General features: G+C 69.6%; 19 protein-coding genes. 14 read left to right on the top strand and 5 right to left on the bottom strand.

All coding sequences use genetic code 11. From position 1 onward, the window contains the following. Positions 1-48 precede the first annotated feature (48 nt). The 3 genes from ACLJPX_RS08485 (at position 49) to ACLJPX_RS08475 (ending at position 2,438) form a co-directional block, all read left to right on the top strand. On the top strand, positions 49-993 hold the full coding sequence (locus ACLJPX_RS08485; protein WP_410599549.1) for a methylenetetrahydrofolate reductase: 945 nt from the start codon (positions 49-51) through the stop codon (positions 991-993). 5 nt (positions 994-998) lie between these two features. After that, positions 999-1,952 (top strand): aminoglycoside phosphotransferase family protein, encoded by a 954-nt coding sequence (locus ACLJPX_RS08480; RefSeq protein WP_410599548.1) that lies wholly within the window; start codon positions 999-1,001, stop codon positions 1,950-1,952. A 96-nt stretch (positions 1,953-2,048) separates the two neighbouring features. Further along, positions 2,049-2,438, top strand: coding sequence for a DUF5684 domain-containing protein (locus tag ACLJPX_RS08475; RefSeq protein WP_410599547.1), 390 nt, complete (start codon positions 2,049-2,051; stop codon positions 2,436-2,438). A gap of 10 nt (positions 2,439-2,448) precedes the next feature. Here the strand turns inward: ACLJPX_RS08475 and ACLJPX_RS08470 are convergent, their stop codons facing one another. Both ACLJPX_RS08470 and ACLJPX_RS08465 read right to left on the bottom strand, forming a co-directional pair. After that, a complete protein-coding gene (locus tag ACLJPX_RS08470) occupies positions 2,449-4,077 on the bottom strand; it encodes an amidohydrolase (protein WP_410599546.1) in 1,629 nt (542 codons plus the stop codon). Continuing rightward, on the bottom strand, positions 4,074-5,498 hold the full coding sequence (locus ACLJPX_RS08465; RefSeq protein WP_410599545.1) for a purine-cytosine permease family protein: 1,425 nt from the start codon (positions 5,496-5,498) through the stop codon (positions 4,074-4,076). Before ACLJPX_RS08465 ends, ACLJPX_RS08470 begins: the two co-directional genes overlap by 4 nt. A 135-nt stretch (positions 5,499-5,633) precedes the next feature. On the opposite strand from ACLJPX_RS08465, the gene ACLJPX_RS08460 reads away from it, so the two are divergent. From ACLJPX_RS08460 to ACLJPX_RS08430, 7 genes are all read left to right on the top strand, one after another. Beyond that, positions 5,634-7,160, top strand: coding sequence for a PucR family transcriptional regulator (locus ACLJPX_RS08460; protein WP_410599544.1), 1,527 nt, complete (start codon positions 5,634-5,636; stop codon positions 7,158-7,160). 86 nt (positions 7,161-7,246) lie between these two features. Continuing rightward, positions 7,247-8,542, top strand: a complete 1,296-nt coding sequence (locus ACLJPX_RS08455) for a flavin monoamine oxidase family protein (RefSeq protein WP_410599543.1) — start codon at positions 7,247-7,249, stop codon at positions 8,540-8,542. A 378-nt stretch (positions 8,543-8,920) separates the two neighbouring features. After that, on the top strand, positions 8,921-9,457 hold the full coding sequence (locus tag ACLJPX_RS08450; RefSeq protein WP_410599542.1) for an EF-hand domain-containing protein: 537 nt from the start codon (positions 8,921-8,923) through the stop codon (positions 9,455-9,457). A gap of 29 nt (positions 9,458-9,486) precedes the next feature. Further along, positions 9,487-10,569 (top strand): isocitrate/isopropylmalate family dehydrogenase, encoded by a 1,083-nt coding sequence (locus tag ACLJPX_RS08445; protein ID WP_410599541.1) that lies wholly within the window; start codon positions 9,487-9,489, stop codon positions 10,567-10,569. Continuing rightward, the gene (locus ACLJPX_RS08440) at positions 10,566-11,198 is read left to right on the top strand and encodes a cysteine hydrolase family protein (protein WP_410599540.1); all 633 of its coding nucleotides are present in this window, start codon (positions 10,566-10,568) and stop codon (positions 11,196-11,198) included. Before ACLJPX_RS08445 ends, ACLJPX_RS08440 begins: the two co-directional genes overlap by 4 nt. Further along, entirely contained in the window at positions 11,165-12,061 is an 897-nt protein-coding gene (locus ACLJPX_RS08435) for an SAM-dependent methyltransferase (protein ID WP_410599539.1), read from the top strand. Before ACLJPX_RS08440 ends, ACLJPX_RS08435 begins: the two co-directional genes overlap by 34 nt. Before the next feature lie 24 nt (positions 12,062-12,085). Then, on the top strand, positions 12,086-12,904 hold the full coding sequence (locus ACLJPX_RS08430) for an APH(3'') family aminoglycoside O-phosphotransferase (RefSeq protein WP_410599538.1): 819 nt from the start codon (positions 12,086-12,088) through the stop codon (positions 12,902-12,904). Between the two features lie 26 nt (positions 12,905-12,930). On the opposite strand, the gene ACLJPX_RS08425 is transcribed toward ACLJPX_RS08430, so the two are convergent. Beyond that, positions 12,931-13,911 (bottom strand): hypothetical protein, encoded by a 981-nt coding sequence (locus ACLJPX_RS08425; RefSeq protein WP_410599537.1) that lies wholly within the window; start codon positions 13,909-13,911, stop codon positions 12,931-12,933. Between the two features lie 52 nt (positions 13,912-13,963). After that, a complete protein-coding gene (locus ACLJPX_RS08420) occupies positions 13,964-15,376 on the bottom strand; it encodes a serine/threonine-protein kinase (protein WP_410599536.1) in 1,413 nt (470 codons plus the stop codon). A gap of 40 nt (positions 15,377-15,416) precedes the next feature. Between ACLJPX_RS08420 and ACLJPX_RS08415 the strand changes: the two genes are divergently transcribed. The 3 genes from ACLJPX_RS08415 (at position 15,417) to ACLJPX_RS08405 (ending at position 19,134) form a co-directional block, all read left to right on the top strand. Next, positions 15,417-15,974 carry an RNA polymerase sigma factor gene (locus ACLJPX_RS08415; protein WP_410599535.1) on the top strand — a complete coding sequence of 186 codons (558 nt, stop codon included), beginning with the start codon at positions 15,417-15,419 and terminating at the stop codon, positions 15,972-15,974. 156 nt (positions 15,975-16,130) lie between these two features. Then, positions 16,131-17,381 (top strand): hypothetical protein, encoded by a 1,251-nt coding sequence (locus tag ACLJPX_RS08410; protein ID WP_410599534.1) that lies wholly within the window; start codon positions 16,131-16,133, stop codon positions 17,379-17,381. A 13-nt stretch (positions 17,382-17,394) separates the two neighbouring features. Next, positions 17,395-19,134, top strand: a complete 1,740-nt coding sequence (locus ACLJPX_RS08405; RefSeq protein WP_410599533.1) for a DNA/RNA non-specific endonuclease — start codon at positions 17,395-17,397, stop codon at positions 19,132-19,134. Between the two features lie 110 nt (positions 19,135-19,244). Here ACLJPX_RS08405 and ACLJPX_RS08400 read toward each other — a convergent pair whose 3' ends face one another. Beyond that, positions 19,245-20,417, bottom strand: coding sequence for an MFS transporter (locus ACLJPX_RS08400; RefSeq protein WP_410599532.1), 1,173 nt, complete (start codon positions 20,415-20,417; stop codon positions 19,245-19,247). A gap of 53 nt (positions 20,418-20,470) precedes the next feature. Between ACLJPX_RS08400 and ACLJPX_RS08395 the strand changes: the two genes are divergently transcribed. Next, entirely contained in the window at positions 20,471-20,860 is a 390-nt protein-coding gene (locus tag ACLJPX_RS08395; RefSeq protein ID WP_410599531.1) for a MerR family transcriptional regulator, read from the top strand. The last annotated feature ends 104 nt before the right edge of the window (positions 20,861-20,964 follow it).

The raw sequence follows: 20,964 nt of genomic DNA, 5'->3' as shown, positions 1-20,964 counted from the left end.
GCCGACGCGCGCCAACCGCGCGGCGGGCGAACTGCTAGCTTCCGCGTCATGGTGGACCACAGCGACAGCACGGCTTTCCGGGCGCTGGTGACCGGCGCCGAGAGCGGCATTCTCCTGTTCGGCATCACGCCACCCCGCCTGAGCACCGCTCCGGAGCGGATCCGGGAGATCACCGCGGCCACCCTGGGACGCTTGGCCGCTCTCGATGTGGACGGTCTGGCGCTCTACGACATCGACGACGAAAGCGACCGCAATCCGGCGGAGCGGCCGTTTCCGTACCTGCCGACCATGGATCCCGCCGCCTACCACGCGGAATACCTCGACGGGTGGAACCGCCCCGCGATCGTCTACCGGTGCGTCGGCAAGTACGCCGGGGCCGAACTGCGGACCTGGCTGCGGACTGCGGATCCGGAGCGCGTGCACGGTGTCTTCGTCGGTGCGTCCTCGAAGGACAAGCCGGTGCTGACCAGCTTGTCCGAGGCGCAGGACCTGCGCCGGGAAGTCCGTCCGGACATGCTGCTCGGCGGCGTCGCCATCACCGAGCGCCCCGAGGAGCACCTGCGGCTGGTCACCAAGCAGGAGGCGGGATGTTCGTACTTCATCTCGCAGGTCGTCTACAACGCTGACGCGGCGAAGAGCATGGTCTCGGACTACTTCTATGCCTGCCGCGAGAGGCGACTCACACCCAAGCCCGTCCTCTTCACGCTTTCGGTCTGCGGGTCGATGAAGACGCTGGCGTTCCTCGAGTGGCTCGGCGTCGATGTCCCGCGCTGGCTCGAGAACTCCTTGCGCCACGCGGACGACACGCTGGCCGAATCGTACGAACAGTGTGTGGCGACCGCGCGGGACTTGGTCGCCTTCTGCCGCAAGCTCGGCATGCCGTTCGGCTTTCTCGTCGAAAGCGTGTCCATCCGCAGGGTCGAGATCGAGGCATCGATCGCCCTCGCGGACGAATTGAGCCGGCTGCTCGAACGGGGTGTCACGGGGGTGTGATTTCGGTGCCGGAGTTGTCCGAGAAGGCCCTGCGCTGGGCGACCGAGGCGGTCGGAGGCGGCGCTCGGGTGGCCACGGTGGCCGGCTTGCGAGAGGGAGCCAATCCGTGGTTGCTGAGGTTCGAACCGGCCGGTCGCGTCGAGGCGGCCGTGCTGCGACTCGGGGACCCCGCTGATCCCGAGCACTGCCGGCGGTTCGCGACCGAGACCGCGGCACTGCGAGTCGCCGGTGAACACCGGCTGCCCGCGGCCGAGCTGATCGCCGCGGATCTCGACGGTTCCGCGGCGGGCGTCCTGGCCGTGCTGACCACCGTGCTGTCCGGGCACAGCCGGATCCCGCCGGTCGCGTCCACCGAGCGACTGCAGGGCCTCGGGGCCACAGCGGCCGCACTGCGGGCGGTCCCGTTGGCGCCCCGGGCCGCTCTGCCGCTGCGGGCCCGCTCGATCGCGGATGTGGACTTCGCGGCTCAACGCCGGGAAAAGGGGACCACGGCGTTGCTGACGGCCGCGGAAGAACGCCTGAACCGGCTCCCGGTACCCGCGGGCCCGACGGTCTTCGTGCATGGTGACCTGTGGTTCGGGAACACCCTGTGGTCCGGTGACCGCTGCACCGGTTTGGTCGATTGGGACTGCGCCGGTGCCGGATCGCCGGGAGTCGACCTCGGCGGGGCGCGCTTCGACGCGGCGTTGCTGTTCGGGCTCCCCGCCGCCGAGCAGGTGCTGGAGGGCTGGCAGCGTGCCGCCGGCCGGCGGGCGGAACAGGTCGCCTACTGGGACGTCGTGGCGGCGTTGGGCACCTTGGCCGACATGGCTTTCTGTGTTCCCGCGCTCCACGACCAGGGCAGGCCAGACCTCGATGCCGGCCTTCTCGGGCAACGGCGGGACGCGTTCCTCAGCACCGCGCTGAGCCGGCTCGACATCCAGGGTCACCAGCCAGTCGCCAGTGACCCTGGTCGGTGAACGTCTCCACCATCCGTGCCTTCCCCGCTGCGAAGGTGTCTCGTCGGCGCTAATGTCACCGGCCTGGCAGCCCGCTTCCGGAAGGACACCAGCTCCGTGCACCAAGAGACGTCGACGTCCGTCACGACCCCCGACCTCGGCTTCGGCTGGGGAGCCTCGGGCCTGATCTTCGCGGTGCTCATGATCATCGCGCTGTGGAAGGTGTTCACCAAGGCCGGGCGACCCGGCTGGGCGGCGATCATCCCGTTCTACAACGCCTACACGCTGCTGAAGGTCGCCGGGCGCTCCGGATGGTGGCTGATCCTGTTGCTCATCCCGGTGGTCAACATCGTCATCGCGATCATCGTCTCGATCGACGTCGCGAAGGCATTCGGCAAGAGCGGCGTCTTCGGCTTCTTCGGCCTGTTCCTGTTCTCCATCATCGGCTACCTCATCATCGGCTTCGGCCAAGCCCGCTACACCGCGCCACCCACCGCCAACGCCTGAGGCACGCGGATCAGGACAGCGTTCCGGCACGCTCCTCACCCGCGACCACGGTCAACCGGATCTTGGTCCGCAGCAGCGAGTCGGCGCCCTCGGCGAACGGATCATGGTCCAGCACCACGAAGTCCGCCGCCAGCCCCGGTGCCAGGCGCCCGGTCAATTCCTCCCATCGGCACGAATACGCGGCGTGCCGGGTGCCGTGCGCGAGAGCGTCGGCCAAAGGCAGGGCGTACTCCGGGATGTTGGCCGGCAGTCCGGGGTCGGACGCCGATCGCCGGGTGGTGGCGATGAACATGTTCGGCAGCGGCGGGTGCGGTGCGGTCGGCGCGTCGGAGCCGAACGCGAGCACCGCGCCGGCGGCGGTCAGCTCCGGCCACGGGTACCCGCGCCGCACGCGGTCGTCGCCGAGCACCGCCCGCCAGTTGTCCTGGATCGCCGGATCGGCGTGCACCGGCTGCATGGACGCGACCACGCCGAGCCCGGCGAGCCGGCGCACGTTCTCCTCGGTCACCACCTCGACGTGCTCGAGCCGGTGCCGCCGGTCGCGTGGCCCGTTGGTCTCGATCGCGTGCTCCAGCGCGGAAAGCGCGATGTCCGACGCCTCGTCGCCGATCGCGTGCAGCGCCACCTGCATCCCGGCCGCGTCCGCCGCCGCCACGACGGGGGACAGCGCGGCCAGGTCCCAGATCGGCCCGGGGTGACTGCCGTCGGCGAACGGGGCCTTCATCGCCGCCGTGCAGCTGTCGATCACGCCGTCCACCAGCAGCTTGATTCCGGTGACCCGCAACCACGGCCCCGACAGCCGCCCGGCCAGTTCCACCGCCCGCCGGACCTGCCGCAGATCGTCTTCGGTGCGGCCGGTCCGCTCGACCAGCCAGTGCCCGGCCACCCGCAGCGGCAACCGGCCGTCGCCGCGGGCCAAGGCCCGTTCCAGCGCGTCCAGGTCGTCCTGCCCCAGCCCCATGTCCACCGCGCCGGTCACACCGTCGGCCAGATACTGCTCGAATGTCGAGGCCAGCGCGGCGTCACGTTCGTCGTCGCCGGCTTCCGCGTCGAGGAACCGCCGCGCCAGCTGCAACGCGGCCGCCTCGTACAGCATGCCGTCCGGCTCGCCCGCCTCGTCACGGCCGATCCGGCCGCCGATCGGGTCGGGGGTGTCCGCCGTGATCCCGAGTTCCCGCAGCGCGGCGCTGTTGACCCACGTCGAATGCAGGTCGTTGGCGACGAGGTAGACCGGCCGGTCCGGCACGGCGGCGTCGATCATGCCGCGGTCCGGGCCGCGCCCGTCCAGCGCGCCGAACAACCAGCTGCGGCCCAGGATCCGTGGCGCGCCGGGGTCGGCGGCCGCCGTCTCCCCGATCCTGGCCTGGATCTCGGCCACGTCGGCGGCGTCGAAGAGGTCGACCTGCCGCAGCGCTTCGCCCATCCCCAGCAGGTGGGTGTGCGCGTCCACGAAACCGGGCAGCACGAACGCCCCGCCGAGGTCCACCAGCCGCGCGCCGTCGGCCAGACCGTCCGCCGTCGCGGTGTCACCGACGAACTCGATCGATTCCCCGCGCACGACCAGGGATTCCGCCCACGCGGGCTCGTCGGCGGTGAAGATCCGGCCGCCCCGGTAGTGGACCAGTTCCGGCTTGCTCATTTCACTCCTCGTGTCGACGAACGCATCGCCAGGACGTAGATCAGCGAAGGGACGATCAGCCCCACCGGCAGCGACAGGTCGATCCCGCCCACCAGGTCTGCCAGGAACCCGATGTGCACGCCGGGAACGGCCAGGAACTCGACGGCGAACGCGGCTCCCACCACCAGAGCGGCGAAACCGGCCCAGTTGACCCCGCCCCGGTACCAGAACGGGCTGCTCCGGCCGAGATCGCTGAGCGCGTGGCCGTCGTACCGGTTGCGCCGCAGCAGCAGATCGGTGACGTAGATGGCCATGATCGGGGCCAGTACCGCCACCATCATCTGGAGCATCCGGCTGACCGTGTCCAGGAAGTTCGAGACCAGCAGCGCGTACATGGTCAGCAGGATGCTGACCGTGCCGTAGAACAGCACGCTGCGCGACCGGCGGACCCGCATCCCGATCGCCTGGAGCGCGAGCCCCGAGCTGTAGATGATCAGCGCGTTGTTGGCGATCGCGCCCAGGATCATGGCGATCAGGAAGACCGGGGAGAACCAGCCCGGCAGCAGACCGGTGAGCGCGGTCTGCGGGTCGCTCATGTCCAGTGTGGTGGCGGCGACCGCGCCCAGCGCCGTGCACAGGACGCTGGGCAGGTACGCGCCCGCCGCCGTCCAGCCGACGATGGCCGACGGCTTGGCGGTGCGCGGCAGGTAGCGGGCGAAGTCGGCGCTGGTGCTGTAGGACAGCGGGGCCGAGGCGACCATGGCCAGCCCCGCGGCGAGCGCCGCCCACAGGTCGGGTCCCCGCAGCTCTTGCGGCGGCCGGTGACCCCAGTCGGCGTTGCCCAGCACGAAAAACGCCAGCACCGCGAACACCAGCGCGAGTGCCGCGGCGAGCGGCATGTACAGCCGGATGATCGTGGCGTGCCCGTAGACGCTGATCGCCAGGGTCACCGCCGCCACGCCGACGATGACCAGCGTCTTGCCCACCGTCCCGAGTTCCAGGCCGAACCTGGAGCACAGGCTGAACGCCGTCACCGACGCCGCCGACAGGCTCAAAGCGACGTAACACACGGAAATCAGCGAACCATTGAACGTGACCAGCACCCGGTTTCCGCGAACGCCGTACATGGTCCGGGTGATGACCGAGCTCGGCGTGCCCGCGGCCGGGCCGCTGACCGAGATCAGCCCGACCAGCACCCAGAACAGGTTGCCGACCAGGATCACGCCGAGCGCCTGCCACAGGCTCAGGCCCAGCACCACGAGCGCGCCGCCGACCACCAGGCTGAGGTAGCTCACGTTCGGCGCGGCCCACACACCGAACAGGTCGCGCGCCCGGCCGTGCCGTTCCTCGTCGCCGATGACGTCGATGCCGTGCGTCTCGATCCGGGTGGCCTGTGCGGAAACGGGTTCGGGTATCGCTCTACTGGCGGGGTCTTGGATCACTGCGGGGCCTCCAGCGGTGTCCTCTGTGGACTGAGTGTCTGTTGGTCACGGGGTGTGGGGACGGTAGGGCGGGCCGCCCGGCCGCGTCGATGGACGCGGGGTTGAACTTTGCGCGTGACGGTGGACACTGCGTCCATGCCGCTGACTGTCGCCGCCCTGCTCGCCGTGCGCGAGCTCCGCCTGACCCTGGTCGCCGGAGAGGGCGGCCGGGACCGGGTGATCGAGGCCGCGCACGTCTCGGAACTGGCCCGCCCCGGCGAATGGCTGCAGGGCGGGGAACTGCTGATGACGGCCGGGGTGGTGCTGCCGACGGACCGGCGGTCCTGCCGGGGTTTCGTGCGGGACGTGGTCGAGGGCGGCGCGGCGGCGCTGGCGTTCGGCGTCGGCCACGGCCAGCCGCACCGGGAGCCGCCCGGCGAGCTGGTGGCCGCCGCCGAAGCCGCCGGGCTGCCGCTGCTCGTGGTGCCGGACGAGGTGCCGTTCATCGCGGTCACCAAGGCGGTGTTCGCCGCGCTGGCCGCCGAGGACCGGCGCGCCCTGGAGCACACCGTCGACGTGCAGCGCAGGTTGACCGTCGCGGCGACTTCGGGCGGCGGCCTGAACGCGATCCTCAAGGTGTGGCTGCACGCGACCGGTCGCGCCGCCGTGGTGACCGATCTGCTCGGCCGCGAACTGGTCGCCGTCGGCGAGTCCGCGCCCGCCCTGCTCGCCGCCGGGCGCACCGTGCTGGACGAGGTGGGCGGCCGTGGACTGCTCGGCAGCGCGTCGGTCGCGGTGGGCGGGGTGACCGTGGCCGTGCAGCCGATCGGCGCCCGGCGGCTGCGCGGGCACGTGCTGCTCGCCCGGTCGCCCCAACCACAGCCGGGCACGCTGGACGCCGCGCTGGTTTCGTTGCTGACACTGGAACTGGAGCGCAGGCACCTGGCCGACGAACCGCGACGGCGAGCCGGTGCGGAGGCGCTGGCCCGGCTTCTGGACGGGCTGCCCGACGACCGGGCCGAGTCCGTCCTGACCGCGTTCGGGCTCGCCGTGTCCTCGGTGCGCGGCCTGGCGGTGGTGGCCGGGACGGGGGAAGCGGACGACCTGGCCGCCGATCTCGCCCTCGTGCTGCCCGGTGGCCTCGTGCGGTGGTCCGAGGACACCGTGGAGGCGCTGGTCGTCGACGAAGTGGACGTGACCGCGCTGCTCGACCGGTTCGCGCCGGGGCGCCCGGCCGGCGTCGGCGCGGCACTGCGGCCGGGCTCGGCGGCCGTCTCGCTCCGGCAGGCGCGGGCGCTACTGGCCACCAGCGTTCGTCTTGACCGTCCCGCCGAGGCCGGGGAGCACAGCACCAGCAGGCTGCTGCTCACCCTGGGGCCGCCGGAACTGCTGGCCTCGTTCGCCGACACCGTGCTGGCGCCGGTCGACGCCGCCGACCAGCGGGAGCAGCTGCTGGCCACGTTGCGCGCGTGGCTGGACGCCAACTCCGCCTGGGACGTCACGGCGCAGCGCCTCGGCGTGCACCGGCACACCGTGCGCAACCGCATCGACCGGATCGAGCAGCTCACCGGCCGGACGCTGACGACCGCCTCCGCGCGCTACGAGCTGTGGCTCGCGCTGGAGGCCCGGGACGCGCTCGCCTACGCCGACACCGGCCGGGATTCGCCGTCGCGTCCACAATGACCGGCCAGATTGGACTTCAAGTCCATCGACCGAGGCGGGACGGCGCACGTACGTTGCCGGGCACGCTGACAGAAGGCAGGTGTTCGATGGTTTCTCCGGAAGTCGATGTCGTGATCGTGGGCGCGGGCTTCGCCGGGCTGACGGCCGCACGTGATCTCGGCTCGGCCGGGCGAACGGTGCGCGTGCTGGAGGCGCGCGACCGGATCGGCGGCCGTACCTGGTACCGGACCGACCTGTTCGACGGGGTCGGGCTGGAGATGGGCGGTACGTGGATCGTCCCCGAGCAGACCTTCGTCACCGAGGAGGTCCGCCGGTACGGGATCGCGGTCAGCGACAGCGAGCTGCCCGCCCGGATGACCTGGTCGGATCGCGGCACCGTGCTGAAATCGTTGCTCCCGGTACCGCCCGGCGAACTGGAGGACCTGGAACTGGCGGTGCGCGCACTGGTGGCGGCCGGCGCCCGGCTCGACGTGGACCGCCCGCTCTCCGGACAGGGCCTGGCCGACCTCGACGTGCCGATCCGGCAGTGGGCCGACGAAGCCGGTTTGAAGGGCAACGCGCGGGAACTACTGATCTCCTGGTTCTGCGGCTGTGGCAACGCTTCCGCCGACACCGGCTCCGCGCTGGACATCCTGCGCTGGATCGCCGCCATGGGCAACTCCGTCTGGGGCATGGTCCGGGCGAGCGTGCTCGGGCGGACCTTCGACGACGGCACCGTCTCGCTCGCCACGGCGCTGGCGGAGGACGGCGGCGCGGACCTCCGGCTGAGCACGCCGGTGCGGTGGGTGCGCCAGGAGGCGGACCACGTCGTCGTCGGACACGACGGAGGAGAGGTCACGGCGCGGCGAGTGCTGGTCACCGTTCCCATCGGGGTGCAGCGGCACATCGAGTTCACGCCCGCGCTGTCCCCGGCGAAGCTGGCCATCTCCACCGAGAACCACGCCGGGCAGGGACAGAAGGTGTGGGCGCTGGCCCGCAACGTGCCGGACGACCTGAGCGGCTACGGCTGGGGTACCGCGTTCGACTACGTGGGCGCGATGTACACCGTGCCCGAGGGCGTGGTGCTGGTGTGCTTCGCGCCCGAGCACGACCGGGTGGACGGGCACGACGTGGCGGACGTGCAGCGCGCGGTGCGCGAGTTCGCGCCCGAGGCCGAGGTCGTCGCCGCGACCACCTACGAGTGGGTGGACGACGAGTGGTCGCGCGGCACCTGGACGACGTTCCGGGCCGGGCAGATCTCCCGTTACGAACGGGATCTCGCCGTGCCGGAGGGCTTGGTGCACTTCGCCGGGGCCCACACCGCCCAGCGGTGGCCGGGTTTCATCGACGGTGCGATCGACAGCGGTCGCCGCGCCGCCGCCGAACTGCTGGCGGTGCTGTGAGGACCCGGCCGGTCCGCTCGAGAATGCCATTCTCCGAATCCGATATTCGGAGTAAGGCCGAAAATCCGGCGTCGACTCGAATCGGGTGACAGTGGGTCGCGGCCGGGGACCCGATCAGGACTTCGGCGCTGCCGGAGGATGGAGCCTGGGCGGTGAGAACGAAGACCGAGAGTGTCTTCGGCACGGGTCCGGTAGGGGCGCTGCACGTCGGCGAGGCTGAAACAACGTGCTTTCGGGCATTCCGGCCCTGTTCGGTGCCAGTTCACACTTTACGGTGGCGGCCGGGTTATTCGTATATTTCCCCGATGCCACCGCTGGCATAGTCACGACCGAACATTTCGCCATTCCCTTTCGCTTCGAGTAAAGGATGGTTCCTTGATGCCGACGGATGCCCTCGAACGTGTCACGCTCATCTTCACTCTGTTCGACCGCAACGGGAACGGGCATCTCGAAGCCGAAGACTTCGAGATCATGGCCGCCGACGTCGTCGAGGCGGCACCCGGATCCGGCGCGGCGGCCAAGGACGCGATGCGGGCGGCGTTCCGGCAGTACTGGCGGACCCTGGTCGAGGTACTGGACGTCGACCGCGACGGTGAGATCACTTTCGACGAGTACACCGCCGTCGTACTGTCCCCGGAACGGTTCGACCCGACCATCGGGGTTTTCGCCGAGTCGCTGGCGGCGCTGGGCGACCCGGACGGGGACGGTCTCATCGAGCGCCACGTCTTCCACGCGCTCATGACGGCGATCGGCTTCGAACAGGCCAACATCGAGGCGCTCTTCGACGCCTTCGGCCCGTCCGCGTCGGACCAGATCACCGTTTCGACCTGGGTGGCCGGGATCAAGGACTACTACAGCCCCTCGAAGACGGGCATCCCCGGCGACCACCTGGTCAGCGGCGCGGCCACGGCCTGAATCCGGCATCCGAACAGCGAAGGAGCACGGTGGACCCCACCATCGGACTGGCCGTCGGCCGCGGAACCGGGCCGGAACTCGCGAACGTCTTCGAACGTGTCCTGATCACCCTCGGGAAGGCGTCTTCGACGACCATCCGCATCGTGCGTTCGCCAAGGCTGTATCACTCGTACTTCTCCCTGAAGGCCGAAGGAAGCGGCTTCGCGGAGATCGGCGGCCTGACCCGGCAGGACGCCGACCACTACGAGCGGTTCTGCCGCGCCCAGGCACTCGCGGGCACCACCGCCGTCTTCCGCACGGCGATCAACGCCCAGTCGCTGTACCTGGTCCGCGAGCGACTGCAGGCGGTGAAGGTCGACCTCATCGAGGATCGGGACTCGTCGCTGTTGATGGTGCGTGACGAGGCCCAGGGCTTTTACACCGGCGAGAACAGTCACGGTCCCGGTGTCGTCCACCGCACCATGAAGTTCAGCGCGGAGATCACCGGGAAGGTGGTCGCCGCCGCCCTGGAGCGGGCGCGGCGGCAGTGGCCCGGCGAGCAGGTGGAACGGGTGGTGATGGCCTACAAGTTCCATCTCCTCGACGGCGCTCTCGGTGACTGGGTGGAGGAGATCGCGGCACGGCACGGCGTGGAGATCGCCCTCGCCCAGCCGGACACGGTCAACCGCAACCTCATCGAGCACGGGCTGCCGCGGCGCACCGTCATCATCGGTGCCAACGAATGGGCCGACATCATGCACGTGGTCCTGCTGGACCGGCTGGGCTCCGAGCGGCAGGAAAACCGCTACACGGAGAACATCCACCTGCGTCCCGACGTTGCCGGACTGGTCGAGTACCAGACCGTCCACGGTTCCGCGGACGACCTGGCGGGCCTGGGCATCGTCAATCCCGTGGCGACCATCCGGGCGGCGGCGGCGATCGCGGAACGGCACGCCGGCTGCGCGGGCGCGATCAAGAGCACGGAGGACGCTCTCGATTCCGTCGGACGCCAGGGAATCACGACTCCGGATCTCGGCGGGCCCCACTCGACCACGGAGGTGACGGAAGCCGTGGTCGACCTGCTGAAGCAACCCGGGCGATCCGCCGACGTCCTCTCGGCAGTGGAAGGGTGACCGGGACGGCGCTGGTCGTCATGGACCTGCAGAACGACTTCTGTACCGGGCCGGTCGTGGCGGCCAGGTACGCGGGTGATCTCTCCACAGTGGACACCGCGACGGCCGGTGCCGCGCGGGCGGTGGACGTCGCGAGGGCTCGCGGCGTCGAGGTCGTCTTCGTCCGGTTCCACGGTGACCTCGAGCATCAAGGCCCGAGCTGGCGGCATCGGGACCTGATGCTCGGCAAACGCCCGAAGTGCCGGGAAGGCACCTGGGGCGCGGAATTCCACCGGGTCTCGCCGGCCGACGGCGAACGTGTCTTCACCAAGAACGCGCGCTTCGACGCCTTCCTCACCGACGGTTTCGAGGAGTACCTCGTCCGGAAGGGTTTCGGGCACTTGGTGTTCGCGGGTCTGTACACCGATGTCTGCGTGGACTCCACCGCGCGGACGGCGTTCCAACAAGGGTTCCACGTGACCGTGCTGACCGACTGCACGATGAGTCTCCACCTGCCCGACGACACGATCCTGGGCTTCATGGGCACTGTCTACGGCGCTCGTCTGGCCATCCTCGACGATCCGGAAGTGTGGTCACCGCCCGAAAGGCAGGAGCCTTGGCCGGTACGAAGCACGACGGCGGCGCGATAGAGCTGGGTGTCGGCCGGACCGCGCTCATGGTCGCCGCCGCCCGCGCGATCGAAACCCACCGCCCGGACTCGCTCGCCAGGGACGGCTTCGCGGAGCATTTCGTGCGTGCCGCCCGGACCTGCGAAGACTGGCCGTTACGCATGGAGCAGGTCCCGGACGGGGACGCCGATCCCCTGTGGGGCAGGCTCGGGCGTTACTTCGGTCTGCGCACCCGGGTCCTGGACGACTTCGTCCTCCGGTCGGCGCGGGCCGGAGGACGTCAGGTCGTGCTCCTCGGCGCGGGCCTCGACTCGCGGGCCTTCCGGCTCGACTGGCCCTCGGGCTGTGTGCTGTTCGAGATCGACCGCGGGCCGGTGCTGGAATTCAAACAGGACGTCCTCGACAAGCTGGGCGCCACAACGAAAACGCGCCGCGTGCCGATCGCGGGCGACCTGCGCGGCGACTGGACGGCCACCCTGATCGCCGCCGGGTTCGATCCGGCGGTGCCGAGTGTCTGGCTGGCCGAGGGCCTCATGCTCTACCTGTCCAGTGCCGCCGAGCGCGGCCTCATCGACACCGTGGACAGCCTGAGCGCCGAAGGAAGTTCATTGGCGTTCGAAGTCAAACTCGGCGTGGAACGACCCGAAGTCCGGGCGAACGCCGTCTACACCTCGGCGAAACAGCGGATCGGGATCGACCTGCTCACCCTGTTCGACCGTGAACCACGCCCCGACTCCACGAGAGACCTTGAGCGCAAGGGGTGGTCCACCGAGGTCAAGACGCCCTTCGACTTCACTCGCCAGTTCGGTCGCGGCCCACGGCCCGAGCCGGACGACGCGTTGGCGAGCAACAGGTGGGTCTTCGCGAGCAAGCCTCGACCATGACAGCGGAAAGCTAGAATGGTTTTCGTGCATAGGTCACCGGTTCGCGAGTGGGAGTCCTTGCTCGCCCGGCTTCATCCCGGCGAGTGGAAGCCTGTCACGAGTGGACAGTCCGGCGCCTCTGTCTTCCGCAGTGCCGACGGCTCGCGGTACGCCAAGTGCGTCACGGGCGAGCAGCGGGTTCTTCTGGAAGAGGAACGGGACCGTGTGGACTGGCTCAGCGGCAGTGGCGTCCCGGGACCCGAGGTGCTCGAATGGGGCGCCGACGCCGACGGCGCGTATCTGGTGACCAGCACCGTCCCAGGCGTGCCCGCGGACAGCGTGCCGGCTCAGGCGCTCTGGCAAGCCTGGCCGTCCATCAGCGAGGGCGTACGAGGTCTGCACGCGTTGCCGGCGAAGGAATGTCCCTTCAACAGAGATCTGGCACAGATGTTCGCCATCGCCCAGGATGTCGTCGCCCGCGACAAGGTCAACCCGGAGTTCCTGCCGGTCGAGCAGCAGCAGACGCCGCCCGTCGAGCTGCTCGCTCGGCTTGCCGGGCAAGTCGAGCGCCGTCTCGTGCAGGAGGCAGGCGACACCGTCGTCTGTCACGGCGATCTCTGCCTGCCCAACATCATCCTCGACCCGGTCGCCCTGAACTTCGCGGGATTCATCGACCTCGGTCGCCTCGGCCGGGCCGATCCCTATGTCGACATCGCTTTGCTGCTCGCCAACGCCCGAGGAGTCTGGGATGACGAGAACCAAGCTATCGCCGCCGACGACGCCTTCGCCCGTGCTTACGGGACCACGTTCGACACCGACCGGCAGCGGTTCTACCTCCATCTCGACCCGCTCACCTGGGGATAGCGCGTAGGGCATCTTTGCCCTTCTCCTCATTGCCTCGGCATGGCGGCCGACGGACAGGGCGGGCGCTGCGTGCAGTCGGCGGGCGCCGCCGTAGGCATGCTTCGAGCCGCGCCGGGATCGGCGACCTGGTCCAGCACCGCCGGATCGTGGGGGTAGGGGTGGTCGGGCAGGGCGATCCAGGCCGTCTCGCGGGTTTCCTTCACCACGACCGGCACGGATCGGAAGGTCGCGGCGTCGAGCAGCGCCGAGTGGCGAACGACCTCGTCGAAGATCCACCGGGACACGATCAGGGCCACCGTGCCGGATGAGCCGGCCAGTGCCTGTTTCAGCGCGGTGGCGTCGAGCAGGCGGAAGGTGGTGATCAGGGCGGTGGAAGTGATGCCGTGGTCGTCGAAAGCGATCTCTCCGGCGTGCACGGCGATCCGCAGATGGGTCTGCTGCTCGAGAGGGACGGTGGCGTTCCGGCAGCGCAGTGCCTGGGCCAGTGCGCCGGGCAGCACCTCGACCAGCGGGGCTTTCGGCGACTCGGATGGGATGAGGACGAGGACGCCGTCGCCGCGGTCCTCGTGGTAGCAGTCGGTCCAGCGCACCCCGGCGGCCTGCAGTGCCTGTTCCAGCACGCGGTACAGGCCAGCGCGAGTGCCTAGCTGGTGGGGAAGGGTTCGCCGCGGGTCGCCGAAGCCCTCCACGTCGACCACCAAAATCGTGCGGTGCACGGCAGATCCCGCCACTGTGGCCCGGCCAGGGACACTCGTGCGTTCGCCGCGTCGGCGGCTTCCCCAGTGCAGCCAGCGGGCCGCCTGCTCGACGCTCGCGCCCGCCTCCAGCAGGTTGGCCGCGTCGATGCTCGTCCATGGTGAGAAGGCTGGCGGGAGGCAGTTGCCCTCAGCGGCGGCGCGTGCCTCGCGCACGAGGTCGAGGATGCGGCGAACCTCGGCCTGCCGGGTCGGGGTGTGCGCGATGGCTTCAGCCGCGCGACCCGGCTCGATTCGCGTACTTTCTCGCATGTCATTGGGGTGGCGTGCGGGCGGTGATTCGTTAGTAACGGATCGATAACGCTCAGGTGTGCTGGAACGCCGCGCCGTCCACGTACCGCCATCCGGAACCACCCTCGACGACCCCGCCGCGGCTGCTCAGCGGGCCGAAACAGCCGGCTCCCGCGAAGATCCGCTGACTCTGGTCGCCGTGGTTGTAGACGGACTTGAACGGCTTCGCGGTGTTGCGGCATTGGGTTCCGTCCGCGGACCAGTCGAGTGGGTACACCTCAGGCGTCCCGTAGAAATTCTCCAGCGGGTAAAAGCACATCGTGCGCGGATTCGTGCAGGTCGCCGGAGGTTTGGAGTCCGGGGCTTCCTGCCTCGGCAACTTCGGCGCCGTCGCCGGTGAGGTCGACGGCGACGGCGGTGGCTGAGAGGCGGTCGCGGGTGGCGCGGCGGGGCCGGACGTGGTCGGGGCGGGCGGTGGAGAAGTGGTGGCCGTCGCCGAAGGGGAGCCGGCGGGCGACGGCACAGGCGCCGCACTGGACGACGACGCGGAGAGCGCGGCCGGCGCCGGCGCGCCGGCCGGGCGATCACCCGGGTTCGCGGCGATCAGCACGCCGGCGACCGTCGCGGCGATCGCGAGCACCGCCGCGGCGGCGATCCACCAGCGGCGGGTCCTCGACCTGGTCGGCGGAACCACCGCCTCGTTGCCCGCCTTGCCGTTCACGACGCGCCGAAGTTCCTCGGCCAGTTCTCCGGCGGTGGACCAGCGGTCGCCGGGATGCGTGGCCAGCGCCCGCATCAGCACCGCGTCGGCGCCGGGTGGCAGGTCCGGGCGCAGCTGGCCGACGGGTGTGACCGCTCCCAGTACCGGCGTGTGGCCGGTGAGCGCCCGGTACACCGTCGCTCCGATCGCGTAGACGTCCACGCGATGATCGATCGTCGCGTCGCCGTCGGCCTGTTCCGGGGCCATGTAGCCGGGCGTGCCCGCGGTCATGGTGAGACGTGAGCCGCGGTCGAGGTCCCTGGCGAGACCGAGGTCGGCGATCAGCACCTCCGACGAGGACCGGAACAACACGTTGGACGGCTTGATGTCGCGGTGCATCACTCCGCTGTCGTGCAGGTCTTGGGCACCCGCGGCGATCACGGCGCCGTAGCCCAGCGCGGTTTCGGCGGGCAGTGGACCGTGCTCCAGCCGATCGGACAGGCTCCCGCCGTCGGCGTAGGTCATCACGAAGTAAGGCCTGCCGTCAGGCAGCTCGTCGATATCGAAGACCTGTACGACGTGCGGCGACCGGGCGCGGCGCAGGACCCGCGCCTCGTGCACGAACCGGTCGCGCACGTCGAGCCGCTGCGCCCAGTTCTCCGCGAGGACCTTGATCGCGACCTGGTCATCGAGGCGCTCGTCGAAGCCGAGCCACACGGTCGCGAAGCCGCCGGAGCCGAGCGACCGCTTGATGGCGTAGCGCCCGATGAAGGCTGGGGGAGTCACCACCCTATGATGGCGGACAGCGACCAGTTCGATACGGCGGGTGCAAGATCAAGTGGACGACGTGACCGACGACGAACTCGCCCGCCGTGCGGCGGACGGTGACGAATCCGCGCTCGACGAGTTGCTGCGCAGGATCCGGCCGTCGGTGCTGAGCCGGTGCGCCAAGATGCTCCAGTTCTGGGCCGACGCCGAAGAAGCCTGCCAGGACGCGCTGTGGGCGGTCGCGCGGGACATCGCGACGTTCGAGGGCCGGTCCAAGTTCAGCACCTGGCTCTACAGCGTCGTGGTCAACAGCGTGCGGCAGACCTACACGAAGCTCAAGCGGAAGTCGCCGGAGTACCCGGCGGAGGAACTGCCGCAGCGGCCCGACCCGCGGACGACGAGCGTGATCGCCGGTTCGCGCGTCGACCTGCTGGAGGCGCTGGACAAGCTGGAGCGGCGGTCGCCGGAGCTGACCGCGCCGTTCGTGCTGCGGGATCTGGCCGACTGGCAGTACAACGACATCGCCGCGCATTTGGATCTTCCGTTGACCACGATCAAGTTCCGCATTCACGAGGCGCGGACCGCCATCAAGAAGTACCTGAAGGAAGCGTCCTGACGGACGTGGCCCCCGCCGTATCTGTTGATCACTGACGCGATTTTCGCTGTTCAGACCGCCTGTTCCCGGGCGTGATCTATTCGTTACTAACCGATCCCCTCTTCGACGCCACCTCATGCATGTACGGGTCGCGATCGAAGGAAAGGGGGATCGGCCATGCCGCAGGACACTTCCGCCATCGCCGAAATCATGCTGCCGCGTAAGGGAAAACCGGAAGTTCCCTGGAAACCCCGGAGGATCGAACGCTGTTCTGGATTCCTGGCGGCCACGGTTTGTGCGGGCGCTCTCCTGCTGACGGGGTGCACCACTGATTCCGCCGCGCCGGCCGACTCGTCGCGGGAAAGCCGGGAAATCGCCGCGTTGCCGGAACTGCCGCCGGGCACGGTCCGCGAGATCACCCGGAACGTGCCGGCGCCGGTGGTTCCGCCGCCGGGCATGTCCTCGGTGACCCATCCGGCGGGGTTCGGTTTTCTCACCGGGCCGCACTTCGGGCTCAAGATCGCCTGGGCGGCGACCGGCCGGGCGATCACCGGCCACCCGCCGAGCCTGCCGGTGAACGAGCTCATGAGGGCGGCGCCCGGCCAGGAACTGTTGGTGTTCCAGGTGGATCCGGCGGTTCGTTCCGGCCATTGGACACGGCGTGACGCCGATCCCGCGCCGGTCGCCGAACTCGTGGTCGCCGGAGTTCCCACCAAGCTGGCGAAGCTTCCGCTGCGGCCGAGTACCGGCAGGTTCGGTCTTCCCCGGGACGGTCTGCTCGTCGTGGCCGGCGTTCCCGTCGGCGTGCCGGTCTCCGTCCGGGTGACCGACGCGGGCCGGACGCAGACCGTCGACGTACGGACCGGGCTCCGGGCGAGTGACGCGATCGCGGGCTACTACCGCAAGACGACGCAGAAGCTGGTGTGGCGCCGCGACGACGTGCCGATCGGCGTTTCGGTGGCGGGACACAGCTATCGCGGCACCTTGGACATGGGGCTCAGGAGCTACGCCCCGTCCCGGATCCTGAGTGATCCGGCGGTGTTGCTCACGCCGTACAGCCCGGGCAACGGCTGGGCCGCGCCGGGCCGCGCATGGTTGACGGTTCCGCGACCGACCCTTTCCGGCAACGTGCTGCCCGGCCCGCTGCTCACGCTCAAGGTCGACGATCAGGCCTCGTTCCACCTGCGCCTCCCTGACGGCACCGTGGTGCCTGCCGCACCGGGCAGCAGGGAAACACCGATCACCCTCGGCTCCCTCGGAGACCCCGGCCCCGATCTGACCTTCGACGTGCCCGCGGACTTCCGCACCGGCACCTACGTGGCGCGCCTCGGCGCGGCAGCCGTCATCGGCGAGTACCGCGACGCGAAGCTACCCGCCCGCTGGGCACCGGGCCCGGAGCCCGCCGAGATCCCGATCGACCTGAACTGACAAGGACGGGAACATGGAAATCCTCAAGGGACACAAGCGAACCCGGTTGTTCGCCGCGATCGGCGGGGTCGTCGTCGTGCTGGTCGCCGGACTGATCAGCGTGGCGACCGTGACCGGCGAATCCGATGACCGCGACAAGTTCTCGGCCGCGGTCGCCGACCTCGCCGGTCAGCCGATGGCGCGCTACAAGGCGGCGCTCGCCGGAGCGGAACTGGACATCGAGGCGACGGCCGACGGCACGGCGTTCGGAAACCTTTTGTTCGCCGGCCGGCGCATCGAGCTGATGTCCATCGGCGGGAAGTCCTATCTGCGGGTGCCGGATCAGCTGCTCTCGACGGTGGTACCCAAGCAATCGCCCACCGACCTGCGCGGCAAATGGATCACCGGTACCGACGGTCCGCTCGGCGCGGCCATGGGCGACGTGATGTCGCCGCCCGAACTCGCCGCCCGAATTCGTACCGCACTGGATCGAACCACGGAGTTCCCGCACCTCGAGGAGCCTGTCGACGGCACTCCCGCGCTGAAGGTCACCACCCTGGACGGCGACCTGTTCATCACCGAAAACGCGCCCCATCGCGTCCTCCGATTCGGCGACGCGGCATCCGCACCTGCCATACCGCCGCTCCCGCCGATGCCGCGGCTCCCCACCATGCCGCCCGGTGCGCCGGCTCTTCCCGGTATGCCGTCACGCCCTGGGGGCGGGGGAGCGGGAACGGGAGTGCGCCAGCCCGGAAAGGTCCGCATGGACCTGTCGTACCCGGGTAAGTCGCGCGTCATCGGAGTGTACGAAAAACTGGTTGCCGAGGTAGGAAACCTTGAAGTCGCCATCGACGCCGGCGTGTTGTTCGAGGTCGACGCGAATGCCCGGTTCACCGACTGCGAAGCGCTGTCGTGCACGGTGGCCGTCAAAGCGAAGGCGACCTCGCCGGCAGGGCGAGTCGTCGGACCGGTGACCGCCGACGTCCGGCTCGACATGACGATCGACGGCGTCCCGGCCGGTGAATGCCGCACGACCGGCCAACTGCCCGCCACCGGCGCCGGCACCATTTCCTGCGTGCACGACGACCTCGAGTGGACCGCGATCTACACGCTGATGGAGGCGGCCAAGAAGGTCAAGCCGATCACGTTCATCCAAGCCAAGGGCGAACTTCAAGCCCGTGCGCTGATCAAACCGGACGTGGAGAGGATCAAAGATCGGGTGCGCGAAGAACTCGCCGAACGACGTCGCGGGGGCGAGGAATGCATCGGACTCGCGTCGCCGGCCGGTGAGCCGTGTCATGACCCGTGCCCACCCGGGACACCGGTCAATCAGTTCTTCCCCGCGGCCATCGAGCCCGCCAGCGTCGGCGGGAAGGTTTTCGAGGACGGCAGGGCGATCGGTGGAGCGGTATGCCTGACCGCTGTGCGGCGTCCGAGCGGGCCGAGGCCGGAGGAACCGCACGACAAGATCTCCGGAATGGTCAAGGGCCACTTGGTGGCTGCCATGTTCTGGGGTTCGCGCATGATCGACAACGTGGTGGCGATGTACTCCCGGGCGAACAACCCCGGGATGCTGCACAACGTGGAGACGACGGTGCGCGATCATGTCGATGCCCGCGAGAAGGTCTGGTACCGGGTGATCGCCCATTACCCGGACCCGCACACGCCGGTACCCGACAGCGTCCTCATCGAGGTCGACGGAAGTCATGGGCTGTCGTGCCGGATCACGGTCGCGAACACCCCGGAGGGCACCCCTTCAAGCAAGTGCAAGTGAAGGGCTAGTGACTGTATTGCAGGACACGGCCTGGTCTGTCCGCATCTTGTGGTCGACGGCGTTCCTGCCGGCAGGCGAGGAGGCCGCCCGCGCTGAAGCTTCTCGCCGATTCACAGGAGTGACACGCGGTCTTGGCTCCGTGTCCGGGGTAGCACGAGATAGGTCAGGGCCAAACCGATCAGGCTCAGTGCCGCGCCCGCCAGGCCGGTCCACCGCAGGGCGTCGGCGGCGACGATCGCGCCGCCGATGATCGAACCCGCCGCGGCGCCGAGGTTGAAGGCGCCCACGTTGAGGGAGACCGCCAGGTTCGGCGCCGCGCCCGCGTGTCGCAGGATCATTCCCTGAAGCGGGGCGATGGTCGCGGTGGCGAGCAGGCCGAGTACGAGGACGGCCGCCACGGCGGTGGGCTGCCAGACCACGGCGAACGGGATGAGCAAGAGCGTTCCCGTCAGTCCTCCGAAAACTCCGCGCACGGTGGCGTTCAGCGACTTGTCCGTAAGCCTTCCGGCGGTGAGGTTGCCGAGGAAACTGCCCGCACCGTAGGCCAGGAGTAGCCCGGAAACCGCCGCGGGGGAGAAGCCGGAGACGCGGGTCAGCAGTGGGGCGATGTAGGTGAACACCGTGGCGACTCCGGAGAAGCCCACCGCGGTGGTGACGATGGCGAGCACGACCGGCCGACGTGCCACCACGCGTATTTCGTCACGCAGTCGTGTGGACGGCGCCTCCTGCCGGGGTAGTACGGCGGCCAGAAGCATGGTGCCCGCCAGGGAAAGGACGGCCAGCACGGCAAAGGGGGCCCGCCATCCGGCACTCTGCCCGAGCAGCGCGCCCAACGGCACTCCGAGGAGCGTGGCCGCGGTGAATCCGGAGACCACGGTGGCGATGGCCGTTCCGGTCTTCTCGGCCGGGACCACCCGGGTCGCCGCTATCAGCGCCAAGGACAGGAAAGCGGCGTGACTGAGCGAAGACACGACACGACCTACCAGGAGCAGACCGAACGACGACGCCACAGCGCTGATCGCGCTCCCCGCGGCGAACAGCAGCATCAGCCCGATGGCGAGTCCCTTACGCGGCAGGCGTGAGGTCAGCATGGCCATGAGGGGGCCGCCGATCACGACTCCGAGCGCGTAGGCGGTCACCGCCTGCCCGGCGGTGCCCACCGAGACGTCCAGATCCTCGCCGACCTGGGGCAGCAGCCCGGCGATCAGGTACTCCGAGGTACCTACGACGAAGACGCTTGCGGACAAGGCGCCGAGCGTCGCGAAACCCTTGTTCACCTTCATGCCGCAGACGCTAAACTCTCACATCGATATGAGAGTCAAGTCCGGAGGTCCGCGTGCGCATCGGTGAGTTGTCCCGGCGGACCGGTGTGGCCGTGCATCTTTTGCGCTACTACGAGGAGCAGGGGCTGCTCCACCCGCAGCGGCGCCCCAGTGGTTACCGTGAGTACGTCGAGGAGGACGTCGCAGTCGTCCGCCGGGTCCGCAGTCTGCTGGCCGCCGGTCTGGGCACTTCGACGATCACCACGGTCCTGCCGTGCCTGCGGGATACCGGAGACCGTCTCGTCCCGACTTGCTCGGACCTGCTCGCCGATCTCCTCCAGGAGCGCGACCGCATCGCTCAGGGCATCAGCGATCTTCAAGCCTCCATGGACGCGCTCAACGACGTCATCGCCGCGGCTCCGGCCGACGTCACCCGCCGGGCACGGGCGTCGCTCGGCGGGTGAACGTTCCGCGGCTGACCGCTCGGCGCGGCCCTGCCGGACATCGCGCAGTCCCTCCACAGAGTCCCGAACGCCGCACCGGCTGAAGGGTTCGATTTCGAGTAAAC

It is taken from the genome of Amycolatopsis sp. lyj-90 (assembly GCF_046549035.1).
Lineage (GTDB): Bacteria > Actinomycetota > Actinomycetes > Mycobacteriales > Pseudonocardiaceae > Amycolatopsis.
The sequence above is the reverse complement of the archived record's forward strand: the minus strand, read 5'-3'. Positions and strand labels throughout refer to the sequence as shown.